Annotated in this window: 26 protein-coding genes; 17 read left to right on the top strand and 9 right to left on the bottom strand. The window is 73.6% G+C overall.

The window, feature by feature from the left end:
* Positions 1–75: 75 nt before the first annotated feature.
* From ribH to ACWCYO_RS23610, 7 genes are all read left to right on the top strand, one after another.
* Positions 76–549 (top strand): 6,7-dimethyl-8-ribityllumazine synthase, encoded by a 474-nt coding sequence (gene ribH, locus ACWCYO_RS23640; RefSeq protein ID WP_270148769.1) that lies wholly within the window; start codon positions 76–78, stop codon positions 547–549.
* A gap of 113 nt (positions 550–662) precedes the next feature.
* The gene (locus tag ACWCYO_RS23635; RefSeq protein ID WP_270148771.1) at positions 663–935 is read left to right on the top strand and encodes a phosphoribosyl-ATP diphosphatase; all 273 of its coding nucleotides are present in this window, start codon (positions 663–665) and stop codon (positions 933–935) included.
* A 53-nt stretch (positions 936–988) separates the two neighbouring features.
* A complete protein-coding gene (gene hisG / locus ACWCYO_RS23630; protein ID WP_270148773.1) occupies positions 989–1837 on the top strand; it encodes an ATP phosphoribosyltransferase in 849 nt (282 codons plus the stop codon).
* A 176-nt stretch (positions 1838–2013) separates the two neighbouring features.
* Positions 2014–2454, top strand: a complete 441-nt coding sequence (locus ACWCYO_RS23625; RefSeq protein ID WP_270148776.1) for a PH domain-containing protein — start codon at positions 2014–2016, stop codon at positions 2452–2454.
* A gap of 298 nt (positions 2455–2752) precedes the next feature.
* Positions 2753–4096 carry a hemolysin family protein gene (locus ACWCYO_RS23620; RefSeq protein WP_270148778.1) on the top strand — a complete coding sequence of 448 codons (1344 nt, stop codon included), beginning with the start codon at positions 2753–2755 and terminating at the stop codon, positions 4094–4096.
* The gene (locus tag ACWCYO_RS23615) at positions 4093–5139 is read left to right on the top strand and encodes a hemolysin family protein (protein WP_449785311.1); all 1047 of its coding nucleotides are present in this window, start codon (positions 4093–4095) and stop codon (positions 5137–5139) included. The genes ACWCYO_RS23620 and ACWCYO_RS23615 overlap by 4 nt, the downstream gene beginning before the upstream one ends.
* Positions 5140–5239: 100 nt before the next feature.
* Positions 5240–6226, top strand: coding sequence for an NAD-dependent epimerase/dehydratase family protein (locus ACWCYO_RS23610; protein ID WP_449785310.1), 987 nt, complete (start codon positions 5240–5242; stop codon positions 6224–6226).
* Positions 6227–6250: 24 nt separating this feature from the next.
* Here ACWCYO_RS23610 and ACWCYO_RS23605 read toward each other — a convergent pair whose 3' ends face one another.
* Both ACWCYO_RS23605 and ACWCYO_RS23600 read right to left on the bottom strand, forming a co-directional pair.
* Positions 6251–8278: an AAA family ATPase gene (locus ACWCYO_RS23605; RefSeq protein WP_270151377.1), complete on the bottom strand. Its 2028-nt coding sequence runs from the start codon at positions 8276–8278 to the stop codon at positions 6251–6253.
* A gap of 407 nt (positions 8279–8685) precedes the next feature.
* Positions 8686–9303 carry a uridine kinase family protein gene (locus ACWCYO_RS23600; RefSeq protein ID WP_449785321.1) on the bottom strand — a complete coding sequence of 206 codons (618 nt, stop codon included), beginning with the start codon at positions 9301–9303 and terminating at the stop codon, positions 8686–8688.
* 307 nt (positions 9304–9610) lie between these two features.
* Between ACWCYO_RS23600 and ACWCYO_RS23595 the strand changes: the two genes are divergently transcribed.
* Positions 9611–10774, top strand: coding sequence for an acyl-CoA dehydrogenase family protein (locus ACWCYO_RS23595; protein WP_449785309.1), 1164 nt, complete (start codon positions 9611–9613; stop codon positions 10772–10774).
* A 116-nt stretch (positions 10775–10890) separates the two neighbouring features.
* On the opposite strand, the gene ACWCYO_RS23590 is transcribed toward ACWCYO_RS23595, so the two are convergent.
* Complete coding sequence (locus ACWCYO_RS23590; protein WP_270148785.1) at positions 10891–11388, bottom strand: hypothetical protein; 498 nt, start codon at positions 11386–11388, stop codon at positions 10891–10893.
* A 354-nt stretch (positions 11389–11742) separates the two neighbouring features.
* Here ACWCYO_RS23590 and ACWCYO_RS23585 point away from each other — a divergent pair, with 354 nt between their 5' ends.
* The 5 genes from ACWCYO_RS23585 to fxsA all read left to right on the top strand — a co-directional run bounded on the left by ACWCYO_RS23585 (position 11743) and on the right by fxsA (position 16703).
* Positions 11743–12183, top strand: coding sequence for an Lrp/AsnC family transcriptional regulator (locus ACWCYO_RS23585; RefSeq protein ID WP_030058365.1), 441 nt, complete (start codon positions 11743–11745; stop codon positions 12181–12183).
* A gap of 31 nt (positions 12184–12214) precedes the next feature.
* A complete protein-coding gene (locus ACWCYO_RS23580; RefSeq protein WP_449785308.1) occupies positions 12215–13822 on the top strand; it encodes an amidohydrolase in 1608 nt (535 codons plus the stop codon).
* A gap of 42 nt (positions 13823–13864) precedes the next feature.
* Positions 13865–14317 (top strand): N-acetyltransferase, encoded by a 453-nt coding sequence (locus ACWCYO_RS23575; RefSeq protein ID WP_449785307.1) that lies wholly within the window; start codon positions 13865–13867, stop codon positions 14315–14317.
* 111 nt (positions 14318–14428) lie between these two features.
* Positions 14429–16069, top strand: a complete 1641-nt coding sequence (gene lnt, locus ACWCYO_RS23570; RefSeq protein ID WP_449785306.1) for an apolipoprotein N-acyltransferase — start codon at positions 14429–14431, stop codon at positions 16067–16069.
* A 55-nt stretch (positions 16070–16124) separates the two neighbouring features.
* Positions 16125–16703: an FxsA family membrane protein gene (gene fxsA / locus ACWCYO_RS23565; protein WP_449785305.1), complete on the top strand. Its 579-nt coding sequence runs from the start codon at positions 16125–16127 to the stop codon at positions 16701–16703.
* 133 nt (positions 16704–16836) lie between these two features.
* Here fxsA and ACWCYO_RS23560 read toward each other — a convergent pair whose 3' ends face one another.
* From ACWCYO_RS23560 to ACWCYO_RS23550, 3 genes are all read right to left on the bottom strand, one after another.
* Positions 16837–17211, bottom strand: coding sequence for an RNA polymerase-binding protein RbpA (locus ACWCYO_RS23560; protein WP_030279777.1), 375 nt, complete (start codon positions 17209–17211; stop codon positions 16837–16839).
* Between the two features lie 277 nt (positions 17212–17488).
* Positions 17489–19102, bottom strand: coding sequence for a hypothetical protein (locus tag ACWCYO_RS23555; protein ID WP_449785304.1), 1614 nt, complete (start codon positions 19100–19102; stop codon positions 17489–17491).
* A 110-nt stretch (positions 19103–19212) separates the two neighbouring features.
* On the bottom strand, positions 19213–19407 hold the full coding sequence (locus ACWCYO_RS23550; protein WP_270148795.1) for a hypothetical protein: 195 nt from the start codon (positions 19405–19407) through the stop codon (positions 19213–19215).
* 408 nt (positions 19408–19815) lie between these two features.
* Between ACWCYO_RS23550 and ACWCYO_RS23545 the strand changes: the two genes are divergently transcribed.
* From ACWCYO_RS23545 to ACWCYO_RS23530, 4 genes are all read left to right on the top strand, one after another.
* The gene (locus tag ACWCYO_RS23545; RefSeq protein WP_449785303.1) at positions 19816–20208 is read left to right on the top strand and encodes an ankyrin repeat domain-containing protein; all 393 of its coding nucleotides are present in this window, start codon (positions 19816–19818) and stop codon (positions 20206–20208) included.
* Positions 20209–20287: 79 nt separating this feature from the next.
* Positions 20288–20824: a GNAT family N-acetyltransferase gene (locus tag ACWCYO_RS23540; protein ID WP_270148797.1), complete on the top strand. Its 537-nt coding sequence runs from the start codon at positions 20288–20290 to the stop codon at positions 20822–20824.
* A 29-nt stretch (positions 20825–20853) separates the two neighbouring features.
* A complete protein-coding gene (locus tag ACWCYO_RS23535; RefSeq protein WP_449785302.1) occupies positions 20854–21927 on the top strand; it encodes a serine hydrolase domain-containing protein in 1074 nt (357 codons plus the stop codon).
* A 105-nt stretch (positions 21928–22032) separates the two neighbouring features.
* Positions 22033–22533 (top strand): NUDIX domain-containing protein, encoded by a 501-nt coding sequence (locus tag ACWCYO_RS23530; RefSeq protein WP_270148801.1) that lies wholly within the window; start codon positions 22033–22035, stop codon positions 22531–22533.
* A gap of 7 nt (positions 22534–22540) precedes the next feature.
* Here ACWCYO_RS23530 and ACWCYO_RS23525 read toward each other — a convergent pair whose 3' ends face one another.
* From ACWCYO_RS23525 to ACWCYO_RS23515, 3 genes are all read right to left on the bottom strand, one after another.
* On the bottom strand, positions 22541–23188 hold the full coding sequence (locus tag ACWCYO_RS23525) for a vitamin K epoxide reductase family protein (RefSeq protein ID WP_449785301.1): 648 nt from the start codon (positions 23186–23188) through the stop codon (positions 22541–22543).
* 82 nt (positions 23189–23270) lie between these two features.
* Positions 23271–24077 carry a DsbA family protein gene (locus ACWCYO_RS23520; protein ID WP_270148805.1) on the bottom strand — a complete coding sequence of 269 codons (807 nt, stop codon included), beginning with the start codon at positions 24075–24077 and terminating at the stop codon, positions 23271–23273.
* A 139-nt stretch (positions 24078–24216) separates the two neighbouring features.
* On the bottom strand, positions 24217–24888 hold the full coding sequence (locus ACWCYO_RS23515) for a hypothetical protein (RefSeq protein WP_270148807.1): 672 nt from the start codon (positions 24886–24888) through the stop codon (positions 24217–24219).
* Positions 24889–25054 lie beyond the last annotated feature (166 nt).

The raw sequence follows: 25054 nt of genomic DNA, 5'->3' as shown, positions 1-25054 counted from the left end.
GAAGCCTCCGACGCTCGTGAAGCCCCCGAGGCTCCTGACGCACCCCTACCGAACCGACAGAACGGAAACACGAACATGAGCGGCCACGGAGCCCCCGAGCTGACCATCGACGGCGCCGCCGACCTCAAGGTCGCGGTCGTCGCCGCCCAGTGGCACGACCAGGTGATGAACGGCCTGCTGGACGGCGCCCACCGCGCGCTCAAGGAGCTGGGTGTCGCCGAACCCACCGTCCTGCGCGTCCCCGGCACCTTCGAGCTGCCGGTCGCCGCCAAGCGCCTCGCCGAGCGCGGCTACGACGCCGTCGTCGCCCTCGGCGTGGTGATCCGCGGTGGCACTCCGCACTTCGACTACGTCTGCCAGGCGGCCACCGCCGGCCTCACCCAGGTCAGCGTGGACACCGGCGTCCCGGTCGGCTTCGGCGTGCTGACCTGCGACAACGACGAGCAGGCACTCGACCGTGCGGGCCTGCCGGGCTCCGCCGAGGACAAGGGCCACGAGGCCGTCACCGCCGCCGTCGCCACCGCGGTGACGCTCCGCGACCTCCGCTGAGCGCGCGGGCCGCACGGGTGACCGGTCCCGGACCGCGGAGGGTCCATCCGGCCGTCCACGGTCCGGGACCGTTTACCGCCGGTCAGCCCGCACGCCGTATGGTGAGTCCCATCATGGCTTCGAAGACATTCGAGGAGCTCTTCGCCGAGCTCCAGCAGAAGGCCGCCACCGGCGACCCCGCGTCCTCCCGCACCGCCCAGCTCGTCCAGCAGGGCGTCCATTCGATCGGCAAGAAGGTCGTCGAGGAGGCCGCCGAGGTCTGGATGGCCGCCGAGTTCCAGTCGGACGAGCAGACGGCGGAGGAGATCTCGCAGCTCCTGTACCACCTTCAGGTGATGATGATCGCCCGTGGGCTGACGCTCGACGACGTCTACAAGTACCTCTAGAACAGCCAAGCTCCCCGAGCACACCCCTCCAACAGGTAAGGAAGCAACCTCCCATGCTGCGCATCGCCGTCCCCAACAAGGGTTCTCTCTCGGGTCCCGCGGCGGAGATGCTCCATGAGGCCGGCTACCGCCAGCGCAAGGACCCCAAGGAGCTCGTGCTCGTCGACCCCAACAACGAGGTCGAGTTCTTCTTCCTCCGCCCGCGCGACATCGCCGTCTACGTCGGCTCCGGCCGTCTCGACGTCGGCATCACCGGCCGCGACCTGCTGCTGGACTCGCACTCCAACGCGGAGGAGGTGCTCGCCCTCGGCTTCGCCGGGTCGACCTTCCGCTTCGCCCGCCCCGAGGGCGTGGACGTCAAGGACGTGACCGGCCTGGAGGGCCTGAGGATCGCGACCTCCTACACCGGCCTGGTCGAGCAGCACCTGGCCGACCACGGCGTGAAGGCGACGGTCACCAAGCTGGACGGCGCGGTCGAGACCGCGGTGCAGCTGGGCGTCGCCGACGTGATCGCCGACGTGGTGGAGACCGGCACCAGCCTGCGCAACGCCGGTCTGGAGGTCTTCGGCGAGCCGATCCTGATCTCGGACGCCGTGGTGATCCGCCCCAAGGGCGCGGGCGAGGACCCGCGGGTGGAGCAGTTCCTGCGCCGCCTGCAGGGCGTGCTGGTGGCCCGCCGCTACGTGCTGATGGACTACGACATCCGCGCCGAGAAGGTCAGCGCCGCCGTCGCGCTCACCCCCGGCCTGGAGTCGCCGACCGTCTCGCCGCTGCACACCGAGGGCTGGGTGGCCGTCCGCTCGATGGTGCTCCGCAAGGAGGCCCAGCAGATCATGGACGACCTGTGGGGCATCGGTGCCCGGGCGATCCTGGTCACCAACATCCACGCCTGCCGCCTCTGACCTGCCCGCACGACCTGCCCGCACGACCTGCTCGCACATCCGCGGGTAAAGAACGGTTCAATGGGGCGGGGGCGCCGACCGGCGTCCCCGCCCTCGTGCTGTCGCAAGCCCGGGACCACCGGGTCCGGAAGCACCGGAACCCGAACCACCGGCCCCAGAACCACCGGAGACCCCACGTGTCCACCCCGCCCGTCGAGTTCCCCGTCACCTGGGCGCCCCGCCGCACCCGCGTGGTGCTGCTGCCGGTCTGCGCCGTGCTGGTGGTGCTGTTCGTCGTGCTGGCCATGCTGCTCCCGGCGAACTGGCAGCTCAACGACCGGATCATGATGATCGCCAGCGGCGTGCTGTTCGCGTGCGTGGGCCTGATGCTGGCCCGCCCCCGGGTGACCGCCGACGCGGAGGGTGTGACGGTGGTCAACTTCGTCCGCAGCCGCCGGCTGGCCTGGGCCGAGATCGTCCGGGTCAACTTCCGCCAGGGCGATCCGTGGGCCACCCTCGACCTCGCCGACGGCACCTCGCTCGCCGCGGTGGGCATCCAGTCCGGCGTCGGCAAGGCCCAGGCGATCGCGGACGCCCGCGCGCTGCGCGACCTGGTCGAGCACCACACCCAGGTCTGACGGCGCCCGGCAGCCCCCGACCCCGGTCCCGACTCCGACCCCGGTCCCAGTCCCGGTCCTGGTCCCGGTCCCGGTCCCGGTCCCGGTCCTGGCAGGTCCGAACACGCTTCCTAACACCGCACCGGTATGGTCTACGCTGGTAAAAGCGGGGCAAAGATTCAGTCCTGCCCGAAAACGACCCCACTCGAACCGATCCGCGCTTCGAGCGACCTGAGGAGTGACACACCCCCTCGATGGACGATCCGTCCGGTAGTACCTGCGCCGCCTCGCTTCCGACCCCCGGAAGGCAGGCGGCACTGTGATCACCGCCTGGCTGCTGTTGTTCGCAGCCGTTCTCCTGATCCTCGCCAACGGCCTCTTCGTGGCCGCCGAGTTCGCCTTCGTGACCGCTGACCGCGGTGCGGTGGAACGTTCCGCCGAGGCCGGCGACGCCAAGTCCGCCCGGGTCTCCCGGGCCCTGCGGCACCTCTCCTTCGAACTCTCCGGCGCCCAGCTGGGCATCACCGTCACCTCGCTGGTGGTCGGCATGCTCGCCGAGCCGGCCCTGTCGACCCTGCTCCAGCCCGTGATGTCGGGCATCGGGGTGCCCGACTCGGTCGCCCGCGGCGCCGCCGTGGTGATCGGCATGGTGCTGGCCACCGTCGTCCAGATGGTGATCGGCGAGCTGGTCCCGAAGAACTGGGCGATCTCCCGCCCGCTCCAGGTGGCCCGCGCGGTCGCCGCCCCGCACATGGCCTTCTCCTTCGTCTGCCGTCCGCTGATCAGCTTCCTGAACGGCGCCGCCGACCGGACCGTCCGGGCCTTCGGCGTCGAGCCGCAGGAGGAGCTGGAGCACGCCCGCACCCCGGCCGAGCTGGTCTCGCTGGCCCGGCACTCGGCCAAGGCCGGTGCGATAGACGAGGAGTCGGCGACCCTGTTCGTCCGCACCCTCGGCCTCGGCGAACTCACCGCCGAGTCGGTGATGACCCCGCGGATCGACGTCGCCGCCCTCCAGCGCGACGCCACCGCCTCCGACGTGATCAACCTGACCCGGGCCACCGGCCTGTCCCGCTTCCCGGTCTACACCGACACCGTGGACGAGGTCACCGGCATCGTGACGCTCAAGGACGCGCTCGCCGTGCCGGCCGTCCGGCGCGCTCAGGTGCGGGTCGCCGAGCTGGCCTCGCCGCCGCTGCTGGTGCCCGAGACCCTGCCCGCCGAGCGGCTGCTCGACCAGCTGCGCCGGCTCCAGCCGATGGCCATCGTGGTCGACGAGTACGGCGGCACCGCCGGCGTCGTCACCGTCGAGGACATCGTCGAGGAGATCGTCGGCGAGGTGCAGGACGAGCACGACCCGGCCGACCACCCCGACCTGCTCCCGCTGCCGGCCGTCGACGGCCTGCCCGCCTGGGAGGCGGACGGCCGCGCCCGGCTCGACCAGCTGGAGGCGATCGGCCTGAACGCCCCGGACGGCCCGTACGAGACCCTGGCCGGCCTGGTCGCCGACCTGCTCGGCAAGCTCCCCGAGGTGGGCGAGCAGGCCGTGCTGCCCGGCTGGCTGCTCACCGTGACCGGCGTCGACCGGCACCGCACCAGCCAGGTCCGGGTGGAGCGCACCAGCGCGCCCGGGCTGTTCGGCGAGGCCGGGGAGGACGTCCGATGACCGTCCTGCAACTGCTCCTCGCGGTGCTGCTCCTGCTCGGCAACGCCTTCTTCGTCGGCGCCGAGTTCGCCGTCGTCTCGGTGCGCCGCAGCCAGATCGAGCCGCTCGCCGAGGCCGGGCACAAGCGCGCCCGCACCGTGCTGCACGCGCTGACCAACGTCTCCGCGATGCTGGCCGCCGCCCAGCTCGGCATCACCGTCTGCTCGCTGGGCCTCGGTGCGCTCGCCGAGCCGACCATCGCCGCCCTGCTGGAGGGCCCGTTCCACGCGATCGGCGTCCCGCCCGGCCTGATGCACCCGCTCTCGTACGGGATCTCGCTCGCCCTCGTGGTGTTCCTGCACATGGTGATGGGCGAGATGGTGCCGAAGAACATGGCCATGGCCGGCCCGGAGCGGGCCGCGCTCTGGCTCGGCCCGCCGCTGGACCGGCTGGCCCGCTGGCTCGCCCCGGTGATCCGGCTGCTCAACGCCTCCGCCAACGGCGTGCTGAAGCTGTTCCGGGTCGAGGCCAAGGGCGAGGTCGAGTCGGTCTTCACCACTGAGCAGCTGATGTACCTGCTGGTCGACTCCCGGGACGCCGGTCTGCTCGACGAGGACCGCCAGGAGCGGCTGGAGGACGCCCTGGAGCTGGGCCGCCGCCCGGTCACCGACGTGCTGCTGCCGCCCGAGCAGCTGGTCACCGTCGACCCGAAGGCGACCGCCGTCGAGGTCGAGGAGCTCGCCCTGCGCACCGGCTTCTCGCGCTTCCCGGTCACCGACGGCGACCCGGCCGGTCGCGGCTACCTGGGCTACCTCCACCTCAAGGACATCCTCGACGTGGAGGACCGGTCGACGCCCGTCCCGGCCCGGCTGTGGCGGCCGATCACGGTGCTGCGCGGCAGCCTCCCGCTGGACGACGCCCTCGGCGCGATGCGCCGGGCCGCCTGCCACCTGGCCGCCGTGCTGGACCAGGACGGGCGCACGATCGGCGTGGTCATGCTGGAGGACGTCCTGGAGGAGCTGGTCGGCGAGATGCACGACCCCGACCACCGGACGACCGCCTGAGCCTGAATCCCCGGTCGTTCGCCGAGGTTCGCCGACGGCGATTCTGCCCACAGCAGGCAACGCTTCCCATTCCGGCCACCCTGACGCCAGGGTGGCCGGCATGAGACTGCTGCTGCTGGGTGGAACGAAGTTCGTCGGGCGGGCCGTCGCCGAGGAGGCGCTGGCCAGGGGCTGGGAGGTGACGGCCCTCAACCGCGGTACCCAGCCCGCGCCCGAGGGCGTGCGGGTACTGCGGGGCGACCGCACCGCCGACGACGGCCTCGCCGCGCTGGGCACGGGCGAATGGGACGCGGTGGTGGACACCTGGTCCTGGGCCCCGGCGGCGGTGCGCGACAGCGCCCGGCAGCTGTTCGGCCGGGTCGGCCACTACGCGTACGTCTCCAGCCGGTCGGTCTACGACTACCCGCTGCGCGCCGGGGCGGACGAGACAGCCCCGGTGGTGCCCTCCTCCCCGGACCTCACCGGCGAGGTGCCCTACGCCGAGGCCAAGCGCGGCGCCGAGCTGGCCCTGGAGGAGGAGTACGGCGGGAGCGCCCTGCTGGTCCGCGCCGGGCTGATCCTCGGCCCGTACGAGAACATCGGCCGACTGCCCTGGTGGCTGAACCGGATCGCCCGCGGCGGCCCGGTGCTCGCCCCCGGCCCGCGTGATCTGGCGCTGCAGTACATCGACGGCCGTGACCTCGCCGCCTGGACCCTGGACGCGGTGGCGGCCCGGCTCAGCGGCCCGTACAACGTGGTCAGCCCGGCCGGCCACACCACCATGGGCGGACTGCTGGAGGCCTGCGTCCGGACCACCGGCTCGGACGCCGAACTGCGCTGGACCGACCCGGAGCGGATCGTCGCGGCGGGCGTGCAGCCGTGGACGGAGCTGCCGATCTGGCTGGCGCCCGGCGAGCTGTACGACTTCCTGCACGGAGCCTCGGTCGCCCGCGCGGTCGGTGCCGGGCTGCGCTGCCGCCCGGTCGCCGAGACGGTCGAGGACACCTGGGCCTGGCTGCGCTCGATCGGCGGCGACGCCCCGCAGCGCGCCGACCGTCCGAACGTCGGGCTCGACCCCGCGCGCGAGGCGGAGCTGCTCAAGGGCTGAGGGGCGTCGGGACGGCCCGGTCGCTCAGCCCCGACCGTCGATCAGCTCGCCGTACGCCTGCACCAGGTCCGGCAGCCGCAGGGTCGCCAGGTCCTCCCGGCCCGGCGGCTCGCGCAGCAGCGACAGCCGCAGGTCCCGGTAGGCGCAGGACTTCTCGTAGAGGGTGCGGATGAACCGGCCGTTGCCCAGCTCGTCGATCCAGCCCTCGCGCACCACGTGGGTGCAGATGCTGGCCAGTTCCTCGGCCGCGTCCTCGTCCCAGCCGTCGCCGTCCCGGCCGGCCAGCGCCGCGCCGATCGCGGTCAGCTCGTTCGGCCGGTAGCTGGGGAAGTCGACCCTGGTGGTGAAGCGGGAGTTGAGGCCGGGGTTGGTGGCGAGCAGCCGGTTCATCCCCTCGGGGTAGCCGGCCAGGATCACCACCAGTCGGTCCCGGTTGTCCTCGGCCCGCTTCAGCAGCACCTGGAGCGCCTCGTCGCCGTACGCGTCGCCCTTGGTGTAGCCGGAGTTGGAAAGGCTGTACGCCTCGTCGATGAACAGCACGCCGTCCAGTGCGGAGTCGATCAGCTCGTTCGCCTTGACGGCGGTCTGGCCGAGGAACTCGCCCACCAGGTCCGCCCGTTGGGCCTCCACCAGGTGATCGCCGGAGAGCAGGCCGAGGGCGTGGAAGACCCGGCCGAGGATCCGCGCCACGGTGGTCTTGCCGGTGCCGGAGGGTCCGGAGAAGACGAAGTGCCGCTTCGGCGGCTGGACCGGCAGCCCCTGTTCGGCCCGCAGTCGGGACATTCTCAACTGGGCGGAGAGCGCCCGTACTTGGCGCTTGACCGGCTCCAGGCCCACCATCAGCGAGAGTTCGGCCAGCGCCGCGTCCAACTCCCTTTCGTCGCCCGCGGATCGGGGCACCGGCGGGGGAGCGGTACGGGACTGCGCCGCGCCGCGCACCGGCAGCGGCACGGGCGCGGCCGGTCCGGCCGGGGAGCCCGAGCCGGAGCGCTCGCCCGCCGCCTGCGGCGCGCCGCCCACCGGGGCGGCGGCGTCCGGCCCCGGTTCGGCGAGCGGGCCGTCCACCAGCGTCGCATCCACCGATGGCCCGCCGCCGACGGGCGCGGCCCCACTGCCGAACTCGGCATCGTGCAGCGGTCCTTCGGGGTACCCGGGGTCGTCCTGGCACCCCTGCTCGCCGCCCGCCCCGGCGCCGTTGAGCCCGGCGCCGTCGAGCCCGGTGCAATCCAGTCCAGTGCCGTCCAGCCCGGCACCGTCCAGCCCCCCGACGTCCAGCCCCCCCGCGTCCGGCTCCGCAGCCTCCGGTCCGCCCGGGCGCCCGCCCGCCAGCAGCCCGTCCGCGAGCGCGTCCTCCGCCGAGATCGCCGCCAGCCGGGCCGAGGTGTCCATGAACGCCGGATCCGCCCGGTGCACCGCCCGGTACAGCGGCAGCGCCGCCGCGCTGCGCCCGGCCCCCTCGTACGCCCGGGCCAGCCAGTAGCGCAGTTCCTTGCGCTGCGGCTGCTCGGAGCGGCAGCGCGCCAGTGAGGCGGCCAGCGGCCCCTGGGCCTGGGCACACATGTCCAGCCGCACCCGGGCCATGCCGGCGAAGAGCCCGGCCTCGATGCCCAGCAGCGGGTCGTCCAGCAGCCGGTCGGTGTCCCGGATCAACTGCTCCCAGTCCTTGAGCAGATAGGAGCGGCAGGCGTAGAGGAACTGTGCGGACGGATCCTCGCCGGGCGCCGGGCACTGCTCCAACGCCCGGTCCAGCTCGGCCAGGTGGCGGCCGTCCAGCCAGTGCGAGGCGTGCGCCAGCGCGAGGTCGCGGGCGTCCTCCAGCACCGGTTGCACCCACCAGCCCAGCCAGTACCAGGAGCTGAGCGGGCGCCGGTGCAGCCGTCGTTGTTCGCCGAAGCGCTTCTGGTTGCGGTACATGGCCAGCAGGGCCGCCGAGGTGTCGCTGCGCAGCGCGTGCAGCCCGAGCCAGGCGTCGGCCATGCCCGGGTCCAGCCGGACGGCCGCCCGGAACTCCTCCTCGGCCCGGGCGTAGGCGCCGGCCGTGTAGGCGTCCATGGCGCGCGACCAGGCCCGGTCGGCGAGCCGGTCCGGGCCGCCCGTCGTGCTGTCGGAACTGTCCACCGTCGTCACTCACGCCCCCCGCGGTGTGGCCCGGGGCCCGGCCGGCGGATCGCCTGCGGGCAGCCGGGCCGGTGGTCGGAAGCCCCCGGGGCGCATATGCGCCTACGGGAATCGTACCGGCGCGGAGCTGATCCGGAAGGTGCCGTACAGGGTCAAATGCGATCGCGCGCAGGGCTGTTGGGCGTGCGGATGGCCGAAACACCGCTGGCCGGGCGGGTGCGGGAGGGGACCGGACGGCGCCCCCGGCTCACGGGGGAACAAGCCGGGGACGCCGGGTCCGAGGCGCCGGAACGGTTGGTTCCGGCGGCTGAGGAGAACCTAGATCCTGGCGATGTCGCAGGTCAAGGGCTAGTTGAAGGTTCACCGACGGTGCCCGGCAGGATCCGTCCGGTCACCCCGTCGACCCGCGTCGCGGCGTACGGACGGCTCGGGTCAGCGGCGAAGTGCGCCGCCTCCGCCCGGGCCCAGTGCGCCCAGAACCCGGCGAGTTCCGGCCCGTCCCGCTCCTCCCCGCGCCGCCGGGCCGCGGCGGCCTCCAGTTCCATCCAGATCACCCGGGCCAGCCACGGACGCACCTCCCGGCGCCCCGCGCCGACCCCCTCCACCAGGACCACCGGGGCGAGCGGCACCCGGGCGGCGCCCGCGAAGCGGCGCAGCGTCCAGTCGTACACCCGGTGCTCGGCCTCCCGCCCGGCCGCCAGCGGCTCCAGCACCTGCTCGCGCAGCCGTCCGGTCCACTCGAACAGCTCGGCGTGGGTGGCCAGGTCGTCCAGGTGCACCACCGGCGCCCCGCCGAGCGCCGCCGCCAGCCGCCCGGCGAAGGTCGTCTTGCCGGAGCCGGCGTGCCCGTCGACCGCGACCAGCCGCACCGGCCCGCAGGAGGGCGCCAGCGCGCGCAGCTCGGCGACGAGAGCGCCGAGCGCGTCGGCTGTGCCGGGGGTGCCGAGCGCGTCGGGCACACCGAGCGCGTCGGGCACACCGAGCCCGTCGGGCCCGGTCCGCGCGTCGCCGGGAGCGGACGGACGGAGGGAGGGGGCGGTTCCGGATGCAGCCACAACGTCAACCCTACGGTGCTGTAACCCACCACTGCGGACAGTTCATCTGTGCTGGTCGTGACGGCAGCGCGGCTTTCGGGCATACTCGCCTTCGCCACGCCTGTGAACGGCCGTTCACCGCAACCCGGTGCCCGGTCGGGCCGACCTGCCACACCCGCGCCGGACCCCCACCACCCCGGGCCGGCACCCGATCGAGGAGGCGACCCCCGCCATGACCCCCTCCCCCGTGAAAGCCGTGGAGCGCCAGCTGCCCAGCGAGGAGGCCCGCGAGCTGCTGAGCCTCACCCGGGACCTGGTCCAGCGCGAGCTCCAGCCGCGCGCGGCGGAGGACGAGGCCGCCGACCGCTTCCCCCGGGAGGTCTTCCGCACCCTCGGCGAGGCCGGCCTGCTGTCCCTCCCGTACGACGAGAAGTACGGCGGCGGCGAGCAGCCCTACGAGGTGTACCTGCAGGTGCTGGAGGAGCTCGCGGCCGGCTGGCTGGCCGTCGGCCTCGGCGTCAGCGTGCACACCCTGTCCTGCCACGCGCTGGCCACCTTCGGCAGCGAGGAGCAGCGTGAGAACTGGCTGCCCGGCATGCTCTCCGGCGAGCAGCTCGGCGCCTACTGCCTCTCCGAGCCGCAGTCCGGCTCGGACGCGGCCGCCCTGCGCACCCGCGCCGACCTGGACGGCGAGGAGTACGTCGTCAACGGCACCAAGGCGTGGATCACCCACGGCGGGCAGGCCGACTTCTACAGCGCCCTGGTGCGCACCGGCGCCGAGGGCCCCAAGGGCATCAGCTGCCTGCTCGTGCCCGGCACCCAGCAGGGCCTCTCGGCCGCGCCGCCGGAGCACAAGATGGGCATGCGCTCCTCGCCGACCGCCCAGCTGCACTTCGACGGCGCCCGGGTGTCCCGCGAGCGGCTGATCGGCGAGGAGGGCCAGGGCTTCCAGATCGCGCTCGCCGCACTGGACTCCGGCCGCCTCGGCATCGCCGCCTGCGCGATCGGCGTCGCCCAGGCCGCGCTCGACCTCGCGGTCGACTACGCGCGCACCCGGCGCCAGTTCGGCCGTCCGATCGCCGAGTTCCAGGGCCTCTCCTTCATGCTCGCCGACATGGCCACCCAGATCGAGGCCGGACGCTCGCTCTACCTCGCCGCCGCGCGGCTGCGCGACGCGGGCCGGCCGTTCTCCAAGGAGGCGGCGATGGCCAAGCTGTTCTGCACCGACACGGCGATGCGGGTGACCACCGACGCCGTCCAGGTGCTCGGCGGCTACGGCTACACCCAGGACTTCCCCGCCGAGCGCTACATGCGCGAGGCCAAGGTGCTGCAGATCGTCGAGGGCACCAACCAGATCCAGCGCCTGGTGATCGGCCGCCACCTCACCAAGGGCTGAGCCCCGAAACCAAGGGCTGAGCCCCGAAAAACGGCCTCCGGCCGTCACTCCAGGGTGCGGAGTGACGGCCGGAGGCGATTCTGACGTGGCGTCAACATTCCTGCGGGCGGCGGGAGTCAGCGCCGGGCGAGGCGCCGTCGCTGCTCCGGTATGGTGGCCAGCGGCACGGCCCCGGCGACCGCTCGCCCGGCCTTGGCCGGGGCGGCGGCCGCCGCCGCGCTGCGCACCGGGCGGTGCACCAGCGCGTGCGAGAACGGCTGGGTGCGCCAGTCGAGCCCGCTCGGGAGCTTGAACAGCGCGTCGAACCTGGACGGTCGGGCGTCCTCGGGGGCCTCGACCTCGGCCAGGTCGTCGGTCGGCGTGCCCGAACCGGGGCAGATCGCGGGGGCGAAGGGGTTCCAGGCGGTCGGCAGCAGCGCGTGCTGCGGCAACCGCTCCTCGTCCGCCACCAGGGCGATCGGGCGACGGCACTCGGGGCAGTGGACCCGGAAGATGTCCCAGCTCTCGGCGTCGCCGGGGTCGCCGCCCGGAGCGTGGTCGACCGCGAGGTCGTCGCGGCCGGTCAGATCGTCGGTCTCGTCGGTGGCCAGCACGCGCTGGTCAGTAGCAGGCATGAGGATCCCCCTAGGATCGGGCCCGGCGTGGTCGCTCAGGGCCACAACCAGCACTTCCCTGCCGTCCGGGCTCATAACCCTGCGGAGTCGTGCACCGTGATGCACCGGGTGTGTCCTTGGACACACCGCCCGCCACATTCACCCGGCAAATGCCCGTGTGACACCTGCAAGCCCACTGTGATCCGCCCGCTCGCCTCCGTGCGCTCTTGACCCGGCGCCGACGTTTCTCGCTCCCACGCTCGTTCCTCGCTCGTCGCTCGTCGCTCGTCGCTTTCGGCGCCGGCGCGCCCTTCGGCTCGGGGCGGTCGCCACCACGTACGCCCCCGCGCTCCCGACCGGGTAGGTTTGCGCACTGTGGAGGATCTCGACCAACGCATCGTCCAGCTGCTCCTCGAAGACGGCCGGATGAGCTACACGGACCTGGGCAAGGCCACCGGCCTGTCCACCTCGGCGGTGCACCAGCGGGTGCGCCGCCTCGAGCAGCGCGGGGTGATCCGCGGCTACACCGCGATCATCGATCCCGACGCCGTCGACCTGGCGCTGACCGCGTTCATCTCGGTCAAGCCCTTCGACCCCAGCGCTCCCGACGACACCCCGGACCGCCTGGCCGGCCTGCCCGAGATCGAGGCCTGCCACAGCGTCGCCGGCGACGAGAACTACATCCTCAAGGTGCGCGTCGGAGCCCCCGGCGACCTGGAGGACCTGCTCGCCCGCATCCGCAGCGCCGCCGGAGTCTCCACCCGCACCACCGTCGTGCTCTCCACCCCCTACGAGGCCCGACCCCCGAAGCTCTGACCAGGAACGGGAGGGGTGCAGACTTAGCGGCATGACCGAACGCACCCCACGAACCGTCCTGCTGCGCGGCGGCGCCGTCTACAGCCCCGCCGACCCCTTCGCCACCGCGATGCTCGTGGAGGGCGGGCACATCGCCTGGGTCGGCAGCGACGGCGCCGCCGAGGCGTACGCCACCACCGCCGACGAGATCGTCGAGCTGGACGGTGCGCTGGTCACCCCCGCTTTCGTCGACGCCCACGTGCACGCCACCGCCACCGGACTGGCGCTCACCGGCCTCGACCTCACCGGCAGCCCCTCGCTGGCCGCCACCCTCGCCGCCGTCACCGCCTTCGTGGAGGCCCAGCCGGAGACCGGCGGCGTGCTGATCGGCCACGGCTGGGACGAGACCGGCTGGCCCGAGGGCCGCCCGCCCACGCTCGCCGAACTCGACGCCGCCGCCCGCGGCGCCGCGCTCTACCTCTCCCGCACCGACGTGCACTCCGCGCTCGCCACCACCGCGCTGCGCGCCCTGACCGAGGGCCTCGCCGAGCGCCCCGGCCACGACGCCGAGGGCCCGCTCACCAAGGACGCACACCACGCCGTCCGGCAGACCGCGCTCGCCCACCTCACCCCCGAGCAGCGCCGCCGCGCCCAGCGCGCCACCCTGACCCGCGCCGCCGAACTCGGCATCGGCGCCCTGCACGAGTGCGCCGGCCCGGAGATCTCCTCCGAGGCCGACCTGACCGCCCTGCTGGCCCTCGCCGCCGACGGCGAAGGCCCCGAAGTCTTCGGCTACTGGGGCGAGTTGGGTGGTGTCGAGACTGCCCGCAAGCTCGCTGCGGTGGGCGCCGGCGGCGACCTCTTCGTGGACGGCGCGCTCGGCTCGCACACCGCCTGCCTGCACGCCGCCTACGCCGACGCCGAGCACACCGGCACCGCCTACCTGACCGCCGAGCAGGTCGCCGACCACGTCGCCGCCTGCACCGAGGCCGGGCTGCAGGCCGGCTTCCACGCCATCGGCGACGCGGCCGTCACCGCCGTGCTCGAGGGCGTCCGCGCGGCCGGCGAGCGGGTCGGCGCCGACCGGGTCAGGGCGCTGCGCCACCGCGTAGAGCACGCCGAGGCGCTGGACGACGAGGCCATCGCCGCCTTCGCCGAGCTCGGCCTCACCGCCTCCGTCCAGCCCGCCTTCGACGCGGCCTGGGGCGGCCCGGACGGCATGTACGTCCGGCGCCTCGGGGCGGAGCGGGCCGCCGGCCTCAACCCGTACGCCGCGCTGCTGCGGGCCGGCGTCCCGCTGGCCTTCGGCTCGGACGCCCCGGTCACCCCGCTCGACCCCTGGGGCACCGTCCGCGCCGCCGCCTTCCACCAGACCCTGGAGCACCGGATCTCGGTCCGCGCCGCCTTCACCGCCCACACCCGCGGCGGCTGGCGCGCGATCGGCCGCGACCAGGACGGCGTGCTGGTGCCCGGAGCCGTCGCCAACTACGCGATCTGGGCCGCCGACGAGTTGGTCGTCCAGGCCCCCGACTCCCGGGTGGCCGGCTGGTCCACCGACCCGCGCTCCGGCACCCCCGGCCTGCCCGACCTCACCCCCGGCCGCGAACTGCCCGTCTGCCTGCGCACGGTGGTCCGCGGGCGGACCGTGTACCAGCGGTAAACCGGATGAGGGCGCGGGCCCCGGCCTCATAGGTTGACCACCATGACCGACCTGGTACCCGCGGACTTCACCGTCCCGCGCGAGCTGCTCGCCCCGGAGTTCCGCCTGGAGCCCCTGGGCGAGCAGCACAACGCCTCCGACCTCGCCGCCTGGACGAGCAGCATCCAGCACATCCGCGCCACCCCCGGCTGGGCCGGCCGCAGCTGGCCGCCGGCCGACGGCATGCCGCTCGAGCGCAACCTCGACGACCTGCGCCGCCACGCCGCCGACTTCGAGGCCCGCAGGGGCTTCACCTACACCGTCCTCGAGCCGGACCGCGACGAGGTGATCGGCTGCGTCTACGTCCACCCGGACCGCGAGGACCCGTCCGTGGTCTCGGTCAGCTCCTGGGTCCGCGCCGACCGCGCCGAGCTGGACGCCCCGCTGTACCGCGCGGTCTCCGCCTGGCTCACCGGCCACTGGCCGCTGGGACGCTTCGTCTACGCCGAGCGCTGACCGCCCGGCCGGGCCCTACCACCCTCACCTCACGCCTCCCCGACGTTCCGGGGTACCTTCTTCGCACAGCGTCCGAACAGCAAGCCCCAGGAAGATGGTGCGCCGGTGGCCATGCCCGTCACCCAGGAGCGGTCCGGGACCGCTCCCGAGCCACAGGACCCGGCCCCGAAGCCCGGCCGCGGCGCCCGCGCGCTCGCCAAGGTCCGTGCCGGGCTGCCGCGCACCGGCCTCGCCGCACTGGCCGGCCTGCTGCTCGCGCTCGCCTTCCCGCCGTACGACCTGTGGCCGCTGTCGCTGCTCGGCGTCGCCGCGCTCTCGCTGCTCACCCGCGGACGCACCTTCCGTCAGGGCGCCTGGACGGGCTTCGCCTTCGGCTTCCCGTTCTTCCTGATGCTGCTCAGCTGGCTGCGGGTGGTCGGCTGGGACGCCACGGTCGGGCTGTCCGTCGTCGAGGCGCTGTTCCTGGCCCTGCTCGGCGGCGCGCTGGCGCTCACCTCCCGGCTGCCCGGCTGGGCGCTCTGGGCGGCCACCCTGTGGGTCACCCAGGAGTGGGCGCGCGACCGGATGCCGCTCGGCGGCTTCCCCTGGGGCCGGCTCGCCTTCGCCAACACCGCCACCCCGTACACCCCGCTGGCCGCGATCGGCGGCGCGCCGCTGGTGACCTTCGCGGTCGCCCTCTCCGGCACCCTGCTGGCCTGGGCCGCGCTGCGCCTGCGCGGGCCGGGCCGGGCGCCGAGGGCGGCGGCGCTGGCGGCGCTCGGGGCGGTGGCCGCGCTGCTGGCCGGCTACCTCGTCCCGGTGCCCACCGCCGCGACGGACACCGTCAAGGTCGCCATCGTCCAGGGCAACGTGCCGAACCCGGGCATGGACTTCCTCGGCCGCCCGATGATGGTCCTCAACAACCACGCCACGGCCACCGAGCGCCTGGCCTACGACATCAGCATGGGCAGGGCCCCGCGCCCGGACGTGGTGATCTGGCCGGAGAACTCCTCCGACCTCGACCCGTTCAGCGACCCGCTGGCCCGTCAGCGCATCGACGAGGCGGTCCAGGCGGTCGGCGTGCCCACCCTGGTCGGCACCCTGGTGGACGGCCCGGACGCGCAGCACGTCCAGAACGAGGGAATCGTCTGGGACCCGGTCACCGGCCCCGGCGCCTCCTACACCAAGCAGCACCCCGTCCCGTTCGGCGAGTACGTGCCGTTCCGTGCCCAGCTGATGAAGGTGGTCACCCGCCTCCAGCGGGTCGCCCGCGACTTCTACCCCGGCGACCACAACGGCGTGATGCAGCTCGGCCCGGCGAAGATCGGCGACGTGATCTGCTTCGAGGTGGCCTACGACGAGATCGTCCGGGACACCGTGGACAGCGGCGCCCGCGTTCTGGTGGTCCAGACCAACAATGCGACCTACGCCAAGACCGGCCAGCCCGAGCAGCAGCTCGCGATGAGCCGGCTGCGCGCGGTCGAGCACGGCCGGGCCGTCCTGATCGCCGCCACCAGCGGCATCAGCGCGGTGATCGCCCCGGACGGCACCGTCGAGCAGCGCACCGCGGAGCTGACCCGGGCCGAGCTGTCCGCCACCGTCCCGCTGCGCGACGGCACCACGGTGGCCGACCGGGTCGGCGCCGCCCCGGAGTGGACGCTGGCGATCGGCGGCCTGCTGGCCTGCGGCGCCGCCGTCCTGGTGGGCCGCCGTCGGAAGAGCGCGGTCGGAACACCGGCCACCGGGGAATCGTTGGACCAGGTGGTGCCGTAGCCGGCCCGGACCTCCCGTGCGGCGCGCAGAGCACCGCTTGGAGTGGATTCGTACCGTGACCCAGCAAGCTACGCCCACCCGTCCGGTCCCGCGCAGCAGGCTCCGCCGGGTGCTGCCGCTGCTGATCACCGCCTGGCTGGTGCTGGAGATCTGGCTGCTGGTCCTGGTGGGCTCCTGGCTGGGCGGCTTCGCCGTCCTGCTGCTGCTCATCGCCGGCGGGGTGATCGGCGGCTCGCTGATCAAGCGGGCCGGGCTGAGGGCGCTGTCGGCGGCGGTCGAGCAGAGCAAGAACCCGCAGTCCCAGCAGCCGCAGACCGGCACCAGCATGACCGTGCTGGCCGGGCTGCTGCTGATCATCCCCGGCTTCCTGTCCGACCTGGTCGCCCTGACCCTGCTGTTCCCGCCCACCCGGGCGCTGTGGCGGGCCGTCGGCCGCCGGGTCGCGGACAAGGCGGTGCGCAGCGCCTCCCCCGTGGGCGCCGACCCGTTCGCGGACGCGATGCGGCTGCAGGAGCAGCTGCGCATCCACCGCCCGGGCGGCAAGGTGATCCAGGGCGAGGTGGTCGACCCCGAGGCCGGCCCGCGCGGTCCGCAGGGTCCGGACACCACCTACCGCCCGCCGATCGACGGCTGAGCCGCCGTACGGCGCCGGACGACGCGGAACGAGCCCGGACAACGCGAACGTACGGCCCCGGACAACGCGAAAGGGACCCTGGTCACCAGGGTCCCTTTTCGCGTCCTCCCGCACGCGGCGGGAGCGAGATGTGTCAGGCGCTCTTGCGGGTGTCCCGCGGGTGCACCGCGAGGTTCATCCCACCGGAGCGGAGCACGGCCAGCCGCTCGGCCAGCACCTCCTCCAGCTCCTCGCGCGTCCGGCGCTCCATCAGCATGTCCCAATGGGTGCGCGTGGGCTTGACCTTCTTCTCCTCCGGCTCGTCACCGTCGAGAAGTGCCGCCTCCTGGCCACAGAAGCGGCATTCCCACACCGGGGGGATCTCCGCCTCGACCGAGAAAGGAACCTCGAATCGGTGTCCGTTCTGACATGCGTACTCGACGGTCTGGCGGGGAGCCAGATCGATACCACGGTCGGTCTCGTAGCTAGTGGCCCCGAGTCGCGTGCCGCGGAGAGCTCGCTCGCTCATGAATCGTGCCTCCCGGGCTTATGGCCCACAGGACTAGTGGTCGCTGTTCTTCGTCGTTCGGTCAACGCTCGGCTTCCGACGAAGATTCCCGTCCCGGGACATGCGTCGTCTGTTGTGCCGCCCCTGTTTGTACCCACCGGCGCCCGATTTGTCACATCTGGCCGCTGATATCACCCCAGGTGTCACCTATTTCACATCTGGTGATCGTGCGGACTTTCTGTGACGAGCCTACCGGCAGGGGATTCCGCGGTGCCCGCCGACCCCGCTTCCCGCGCGATCAGGAGATCGGTCGGGAACGGATCATCGGCTCGGTCTTGCCGAGCTCGACCGGGTGCGAGGGCAGGGTGGCATCGGCCGGAATCACCGGCGGACGGTCCGGGCGGGGCGGTGCGGCGGGGGCGGGCTCGGTCCGGCTGTCGCGGTGCGGCAGCAGGGCGATCACGGCGTCCCGCAGCTGGGCCGGGGCGTCCTCGTCGAGCGGGTCGACGGTGGCGGGCACCTGGAGCCGGACCGGGGTTCCGTTGCCGATCCGGGCGTAGCCGCGGCCGACCGGGGCCTGCGCGGCGGGCACGATGTCCAGCGGCGCGCCGAGCGCGGCGTGGCCCTCCTCGGGCCCGGCCGGGCCGAGCAGCACCCTGGCCCGGGTGGTGGCGCGGACGGTCGGGGTGATCCGGTCCCGGGCCTCGACGTCGTCGGCGATCACCACGGTGACCCGGGCGGCCCGGCCGTGCCGCAGCGGCAGCTCCAGCAGGTCCTGGGGGTCGGGGCGGCCCTCCGCGTGGGCTAGCTCGCCCAGCTCGGTCGGGTGGTCCAGTAGCAGCCACAGCGGCCGGGTGACGTCCTCGGGCGGGGTGGTGCCGGTGTGCCGGGCGGCGTTCAGCGCGGCGAGCCGGCGCTCGGTCTCCTGGGCGGCCCAGGTCAGCGCGGCCAGCGCGCCGTGCAGGCTGGTCTCCACGGTGTGCACGCCGGGCCGGTTGACCAGGCAGGCGTGCTCGCCGGTCCCGGCGCCGTCGATCACCACCAGGTCGGCGTACGGGAGGGCCTGGAGCGCGATCGAGCGGATCAGGCTGGAGGTGCCGTAGCCGGTGATGCCGAGGGCCAGCAGGTGGGGCTCGGAGGAGCGCGGGCCGGTGCGCCAGATCACCGGCGGCTGCTGGGTGATGGTGCCGCCCTGGGTGACCGGGATGGTGCGGGCGGTGCCGTCCTCGTCGGTGAAGCCGAGCACGATCTCGCCCGGGGCGGCCACGAAGCGCTGGGCGACGACATCGGTGGGCAGCGGGGCGAGCGCGGTGATCCGCAGCCGGTTGGACTCCTCGTCCCAGTCGAAGCGGTACTCCCGGGCCCGCCCGGCCTTGCCCTGGACGACCTGCTCGATCCGGGCCCGGGCGGTCGGCTCGGTGTCGGTGAAGTACGCGGGGTAACTCAGCTCCAGCCGGGAGAGCCGGCCCTCGCCGTCGAACTCCCAGGAGCCGAAGGCGTTCTTGTAGCTGCCCTCGAAGTGGTAGAGCGGGTTGGTGTCCTCGGGGCCGCACAGGTACGGGGTGAGCGCCGAGTAGAGCGCGCCGAGCTTGACGTCGGCCACGTCGGGCGCGGGCGGGGCGGGCGCGGCCTTGGGGGCCCGGCCGGCCCAGGCGGCGCTGGCCATCAGCGCGATCAGCGCGAACAGCAGGCCGTGCGGCAGCAGGTAGATGCCGATCATCATTGCGGCGGACAGGAACAGCGTCGGGCCGCGGCGCTCCTGCGGGGTGGCCTGCCAGCGGTCCCAGGCCCAGCCGGCGTGGTGGCGCAGCCCGCGGCCGATCAGGGCGAGCGGGGCGAACATGTCGGTGGCGTGGTCCCCGACGGTTCGGGCGATCTCTCGGCGCTTGCCGAGATGGCGGTGGAGCGGCATTCCGTGACTCCCCGGTCGAGTGGGACGGGTGGGGTGAGGGGGGACTGCTCGTGGTACGACGGGGCCCGGGCGGTGGGATCCGCGCCCGGGCCGTAGGGGAGTGGCGGCACCTAGAACTTGATGCCGCCGAGCAGGCTCGCCAGGCTGGCACCGCCCGCGGTGATGCTCGGGGCGATCGAGGAGCCGGCGATGTAGAAGCCGAAGAGGGCACAGACGATGGCGTGGGACATCTTCAGGCCGTCTCTGCGGAAGAACAGGAAGGCGACGGTGCCGAACAGGACGAGCGCGGAGACATTGAGAACCACGTTCAGCTCCTCGGGAAGGGGACGGGGGCAGCGTTACTTAAAGTGCCCTTATCGTGACAAAAAGTAATAGATGATGGAACGGTGCAAACGGGTGGTTCTGCCGCTCGGTACCGCCCGGGGGAGGCCGGACGGAGGTATGCGAACCGGCCCGGGTGAGGGCCCGGTGTCGCATGGCTGCCGCGTGGATTCGGTGCCGCGAGGCATTCCCGGGGCGTGGGTGGGAAGCTTCCGGGGGGTCCCGGAAGTTCGCTCGAACGGCGGCGCGACGCGCGCGGCCGCAGGTCGTACCGCGTCCCGCTCCCGGCGCGGCCGTCATCCGGATTCCGGATGCCCGCTGGCCCGGTCCGGCGCCGACCGCTACGGTGCGTACGCACGAGCCCTCGCCAGCCCCCAGAAAGGCAGTCCACCATGACCGACGCCCCCGACGCCGAGGTGATCGCGCTCGCCGGGAAGCTCTTCGACGCCGCCCGGTCCGGAGACACCGCGACCCTGACCACCGCCGTCGACGCGGGCGTCTCCGCGGACCTCACCAACGGCAGCGGCGACACCCTGGTCATGCTCGCCGCCTACCACGGCCACGCGGCCGCCGTCGAAGCCCTGCTCCAGCGCGGCGCCGACCCGAACCGGGCCAACGACAAGGGCCAGACCCCGCTGGCCGGAGCCGTCTTCAAGGGCAGCGCGGACGTCGTCGACGCCCTGCTCGCCGGCGGCGCCGACCCGAAGGCCGGCGTCCCGTCCGCCGTCGACGCCGCCGCGATGTTCGGCAAGACCGAGCTGCTGGCCCGGTTCGAGGGCCGCTGAGTCGGGGCCCGGCGTGCGGGGCCGGCCTGATCCGACCCGCCCCGCACGCCGGGCCCTCGACGCCGTACGCTCTCCAACCATGGAGAACACCGCCACCCGGGACACCGGTACCGTCGAGTTCCGCATCACCGGGTACGCCCACCCCGATGCGCAGGCCCTGTCGGCGGAGGTGCAGCAGGAGTACGTCCGCCGCTACGGCGACCCGGACGAGACCGTGTTGCACCCGGAGGACTTCGAGGCGCCGGCCGGCCTGTTCATGATCGCCTACCTGGACGGCCGCCCGGTCGCCTGCGGAGGCTGGCGGGCCAAGCAGGCCGGCCCGGACGGGCTGCGCGACGGTGACGCCGAGCTGAAGCGGATGTTCGTGATCCCCGACGCCCGCGGCCGGGGCCTGGCCCGGGCGGTGCTGCGCCGCCTGGAGGAGACCGCCGTGGCGGCCGGGCGCACCCGCTTCATCCTGGAGACCGGCACCGAACAGCCCGAGGCCATCGCGCTGTACGGCTCCGAGGGCTACGCGGCGATCCGCAAGTTCGGCATCTACAAGGACCACCCGCAGAGCATCTGCCTCGGCAAGGAACTCCCGACGGCGCCGGCGGTCCGAACGGCGGCGGTCTGAGCGGTGCGCGCGCCGGGTAGACATCCGGGGTGAGCCGCCGACCGCCCGACGCCGAACGGCTCCCCGCCCTGGCCGGGCCCGGCGGGGAGCTGGACCGACTGGTCCGGGACGGCGCCCGCACCGCCGGCGCCGGCGCCGTCTGGGCCGTCGGCGACGCTCGGGGCACGCTCGGCGGCGGCAGCCACGGCACGCTCGGGCAGGGCCCGTACGCACGGCTCGCCCCCGGGCCGGACACGCTGTACGACCTCGCCAGCCTCACCAAGATCGTCTCGCTCTGGCCGTGCGCCGGGGTGCTGTGGCAGTCCGGCCGGCTGCCGCTGGACGAACCGCTCGGCGGCTGGTGGCCGCCCGCCGCCGGACACCCGGCCGGTGCGGTGACGGTCCGTCAACTCCTCGCCCATACCGCCGGAATGCTCCCGTACACCCGCTTCGAGCAGCTCTACGGGCGGGCGGCCGCGGCGATCCGGGTCGGGGTGATCACCGCCCCGCTGCACCGCGCGCCGGGGGCGGCCGTCGAGTACACCGACCGCGCCGCCGTGCTGCTCGGCTACCTGGTCGAGGACCTCGGCGGAGCCCGGCTGGACGAACTCGCCGCGCGCTGGGCCTGGCGGCCGCTCGGCATGACCGACACCCGCTACGGGCCGCTCGACGGCTCGGCGACCGCCCGCACTGCGCCCACCGAGTACGACGAGGCGAGCGGCGCCCACCTGCGCGGCGTCGTGCACGACCCCTCCGCCCGGCTGCTCGGCGGCGTCTCCGGCAACGCCGGCGCCTTCTCCACCGCCCGCGACCTCGCCCGCTTCCTCACCGCCCTGCTCGCCCCGCCGCCCCAACTCCCCTGGGGCGAGCCGTGGATCACCGCCTCGCTGCGCGAGCAGACCGGCGGCCTCACGCCCGCCCGCGGCCTGTCCTGGCTGTACGCCCCCGGCACCGAACCCGCCGAGGGCACCTTCGTCCACTACGGCTTCACCGGCACCGGCATCTGGGTCTCCCGCCGACTCGGCCGCTGGGCCCTGCTGCTCACCAACCAGGTGCACCACAGCCGGGTCACCCAGTCGCTCACCGACCTGCGCAACGCCTTCCGGCGGGCGGTCTTCGGATGAGGGCCCGGTAGCACCCGATCGGGTGGATTAGGCACGAACCACCTTTCACGGAGCGGCGATTGGGCAGAGTGGCCGCGACGGAAGGCAGTCGGCGAAGGAGGCGCGATGACGGACACCTGGGCACTCTCGGAGGAGGAGTGGCTCTCCCGGATGGTGCGCGCCTACATCGGCTGCAGCGTGCTGCTCACCGGCCAGGACGGCAAGATCCTGCTGCTGAAGGCCAGTTACCGCGACCAGTGGCAGTTCCCCGGCGGCGGGATGGACCCGGAAGAGGGCCCCGCCGAGTGCGCGGCCCGGGAACTGTACGAGGAGACCGGACTGGTGGCCCGTGACCTGCGGCTGCTGGTGGTGGAGTGGCGCGAGGCGATCCCCGACCAGGGCCAACACGCCCACCCGGCCGTGCACTTCATGTTCGACGGCGGTGCGGTCGAGCCGGGGGCGGTGGTCCGGCTCCAGGCGGAGGAGATCGCCGCACACGGCTACTTCACCCCCGCCCGGGCGGCCGCCCTGCTGCACCCCTGTGCGGCGCGCCGGCTCACCGGAGCCCTGGAGGCCCGGCGGACCGGCGCCGCCGCGCTGCTGCACTCGGCCGGGTACGTCGGCTGACGACACGTCAGACCAGGGTGCTCCAGTAGTACCAGAACCGGTTGAGCACCATCAGTGCGATCACCGCCGCCCAGAGCACCGGCAGTGCCCAGTGGTAGCGCGCCGCCTCCCGGACGACCGTCCGCATCCTCGGCCCGACCGGAATCACGCCGGTGCGCAGGTTGTGCAGGGTGGTGTACCAGAACAGCACCACCGTCGTCGCCCACACCACCATGCAGTAGGGGCACAGCGCGCCGATGCCGTACAGCGACTGGTCGATCAGCCAGTGCGTGAACACGATGCCCAGGGTGGTCCCGGCCTGCAGGCCCAGCCAGAACCAGCGCCGGTACCCGGCGCCGGCCAACAGTCCCGCGCCGATCGCCGCCAGCGCGCCGAAGGCGGCCAGGCCGAGCAGCGAGTTCGGGAAGCCGAACACCGCGGCCTCCTCGGTGCGCATCACCGAGCCGCAGCTGATGATCGGATTGATGTTGCAGCTGGGGACGTAGGACGGGTTCTCCAGGATGCGGAGCTTGTCGAAGGTCAGTACGGCCGAGGCGACGAGGCCGACCAGTCCGCCGAGGAGGAACAGCAGGGCGAGGGCCCGGCTCGCGCCGATCGGGTCCCGGTCGGCGGCGTCGGGAGTGGGACGGGAGAGGTGCACGGTGGTCGCGGTCATGACAGCACACTCCGGTGGCTGGCTGGGAGGGGGCCGGCCCGGCCGGGAGTTCGGCCGGGCCGGTGGTGTCGTGCGGACCGGCCTACTGCAGGCCGGCGGCCTGCTTGACCTGGGCGGTGAACTGTTCCGCAGACGCGGGGGCGTTGCCCGCGAACAGGTTGATCGGCTTGCCGTCCACCTTGATCGTCGGGGTGCCGGTCACCTGGCTGTTGTTGAAGGCCTCGGCCACCTTCGCCGCCCACGGCGCGTACGTCCGGTCGGTGACCGCCTTCACGAAGGCGTCCGTCTTCAGCCCGGGCACCTGGCCGGCCAGGTCCAGCAGGTGGTTGACGTCGCCGAAGCCGTCCTCGCGCTCGTCCGGCTGGTTGGCGTACAGCACGTCGTGGAACGCCTTGAACTTGTCCACGCCCTCGTTCAGCGCGGCACCGGCCGCGGCCAGCGCGGTGCGCGAGCCCTTGCCGCCGAGGTTCTTGTCCAGGAAGGCGGCCAGGTGGTACTCCACCTTGATCTGGCCGTCCTGGGTGATCTCCTTGACGGTCTGGCCGTTCGCCGCCTCGAAGTGCTTGCAGACCGGGCAGCGGAAGTCCTCGTACACCTCCATGGTGTGCGGGGCGTCGGCCTTGCCGTAGGTGATCACCGTGCCGTCCTGGCCGGTGGCGTTGGCCGGGACGACCAGCGGGGCCGCGGAAGCGGCCGCCGCGGCCTTGTCGTCGTTCTTCGAGCCCGTGTCGATCGCGAGCGCCACACCGCCCGCCAGGGCGAGCACGACGAGCGCGGAGACCGACACGACGATCCGCTGACGGCGCTTGGCGGCCTGCTGCTCGCGGCGCTGCGCCTCCTGGATCCGCTCGCGGGCGCTGATGCGCTTCTTGTTCTTGTCCTGAGCCATGGGGAAGTCAACTCCTGTACGCGGCGCGCGGGTGCGCGCGGGTGGCCGCACACGCGGGTGCGGCGGGGCAAGTGACGCGGGAGTCGTGCGCACTGCCTGCGGGCGTACGGGAACCGTGCTTACGGAAGCGGGTACGCGCTCAGCAGACAGGCGCGAAGGCCGGCGGACCACGCCGGGGAGCCGGGCTCAGCACCACGTCCTCGCGGCGCGGCCGCTCGCGGTCCGACACCGGCAGGGGCACCCGCAGCACCGGGCGCACCGGGGCGGGGAGCAGCAGGACGAGCAGCGCCCGCAGCGGGCGGGCCACCGACTGGCGCAGCGCGCGCAGCGCCCGGGCCAGGCCGGACAGCGCGGAGTCGCCCAGCCGCAGCCAGGCCGAGGCCGCCAGTGCGATCACCAGGTGCACGGCCAGCAGCAGCAGCTGGGTGGCGGCGGGCGCCAACTGCCCGGCGTGGCCCAGCGGGCCGCCCAGCAGCGAGCTGTCCACCGAACCGCCGCCGCAGACCAGCAGGTTCACCCCGCGCGCGGACACGTGCTCGGACAGGACCGGTCCACAGCCGGTCTGGCCCAGGTTGAAGGTGGTGTTGAGCAGCAGCTCGACCGGCACCATCACCCCGGTGATGTGCAGCAGCCGCCGCTCCCCGCCGGCCAGCACGGCCGCGACCAGGAACACGACGGCGCTCGCCGTGGCCACCAGCGACACCGGCAACGGGCGACCGGTGATGACCACCTGACCCAGCGCGGCCATCGGCACGGCGAGCGCGGTGAACACCGCGGCCCGCAGGGCCCTGGTCGCATGGGTGGAGGTCATCACGTCCCGGAGTATGCCATGCCCCTCACACCGGGCACGAGAGCGCGTACGGATACGGCGTTCGAGTGACGCCCCCTCAGGCCGGCCCGAGGTCGACAGCCGCCGCCACGCGACGAGGGCCTGGGTCCTTGTCCGGCCCGACAAAACCCAAGAGCCAGGCCCTACC

The organism is Kitasatospora sp. NPDC001683, assembly GCF_053596495.1.
Note: the sequence above shows the minus strand (reverse complement) of the source record. Positions and strands in the feature narration are given on the sequence as shown.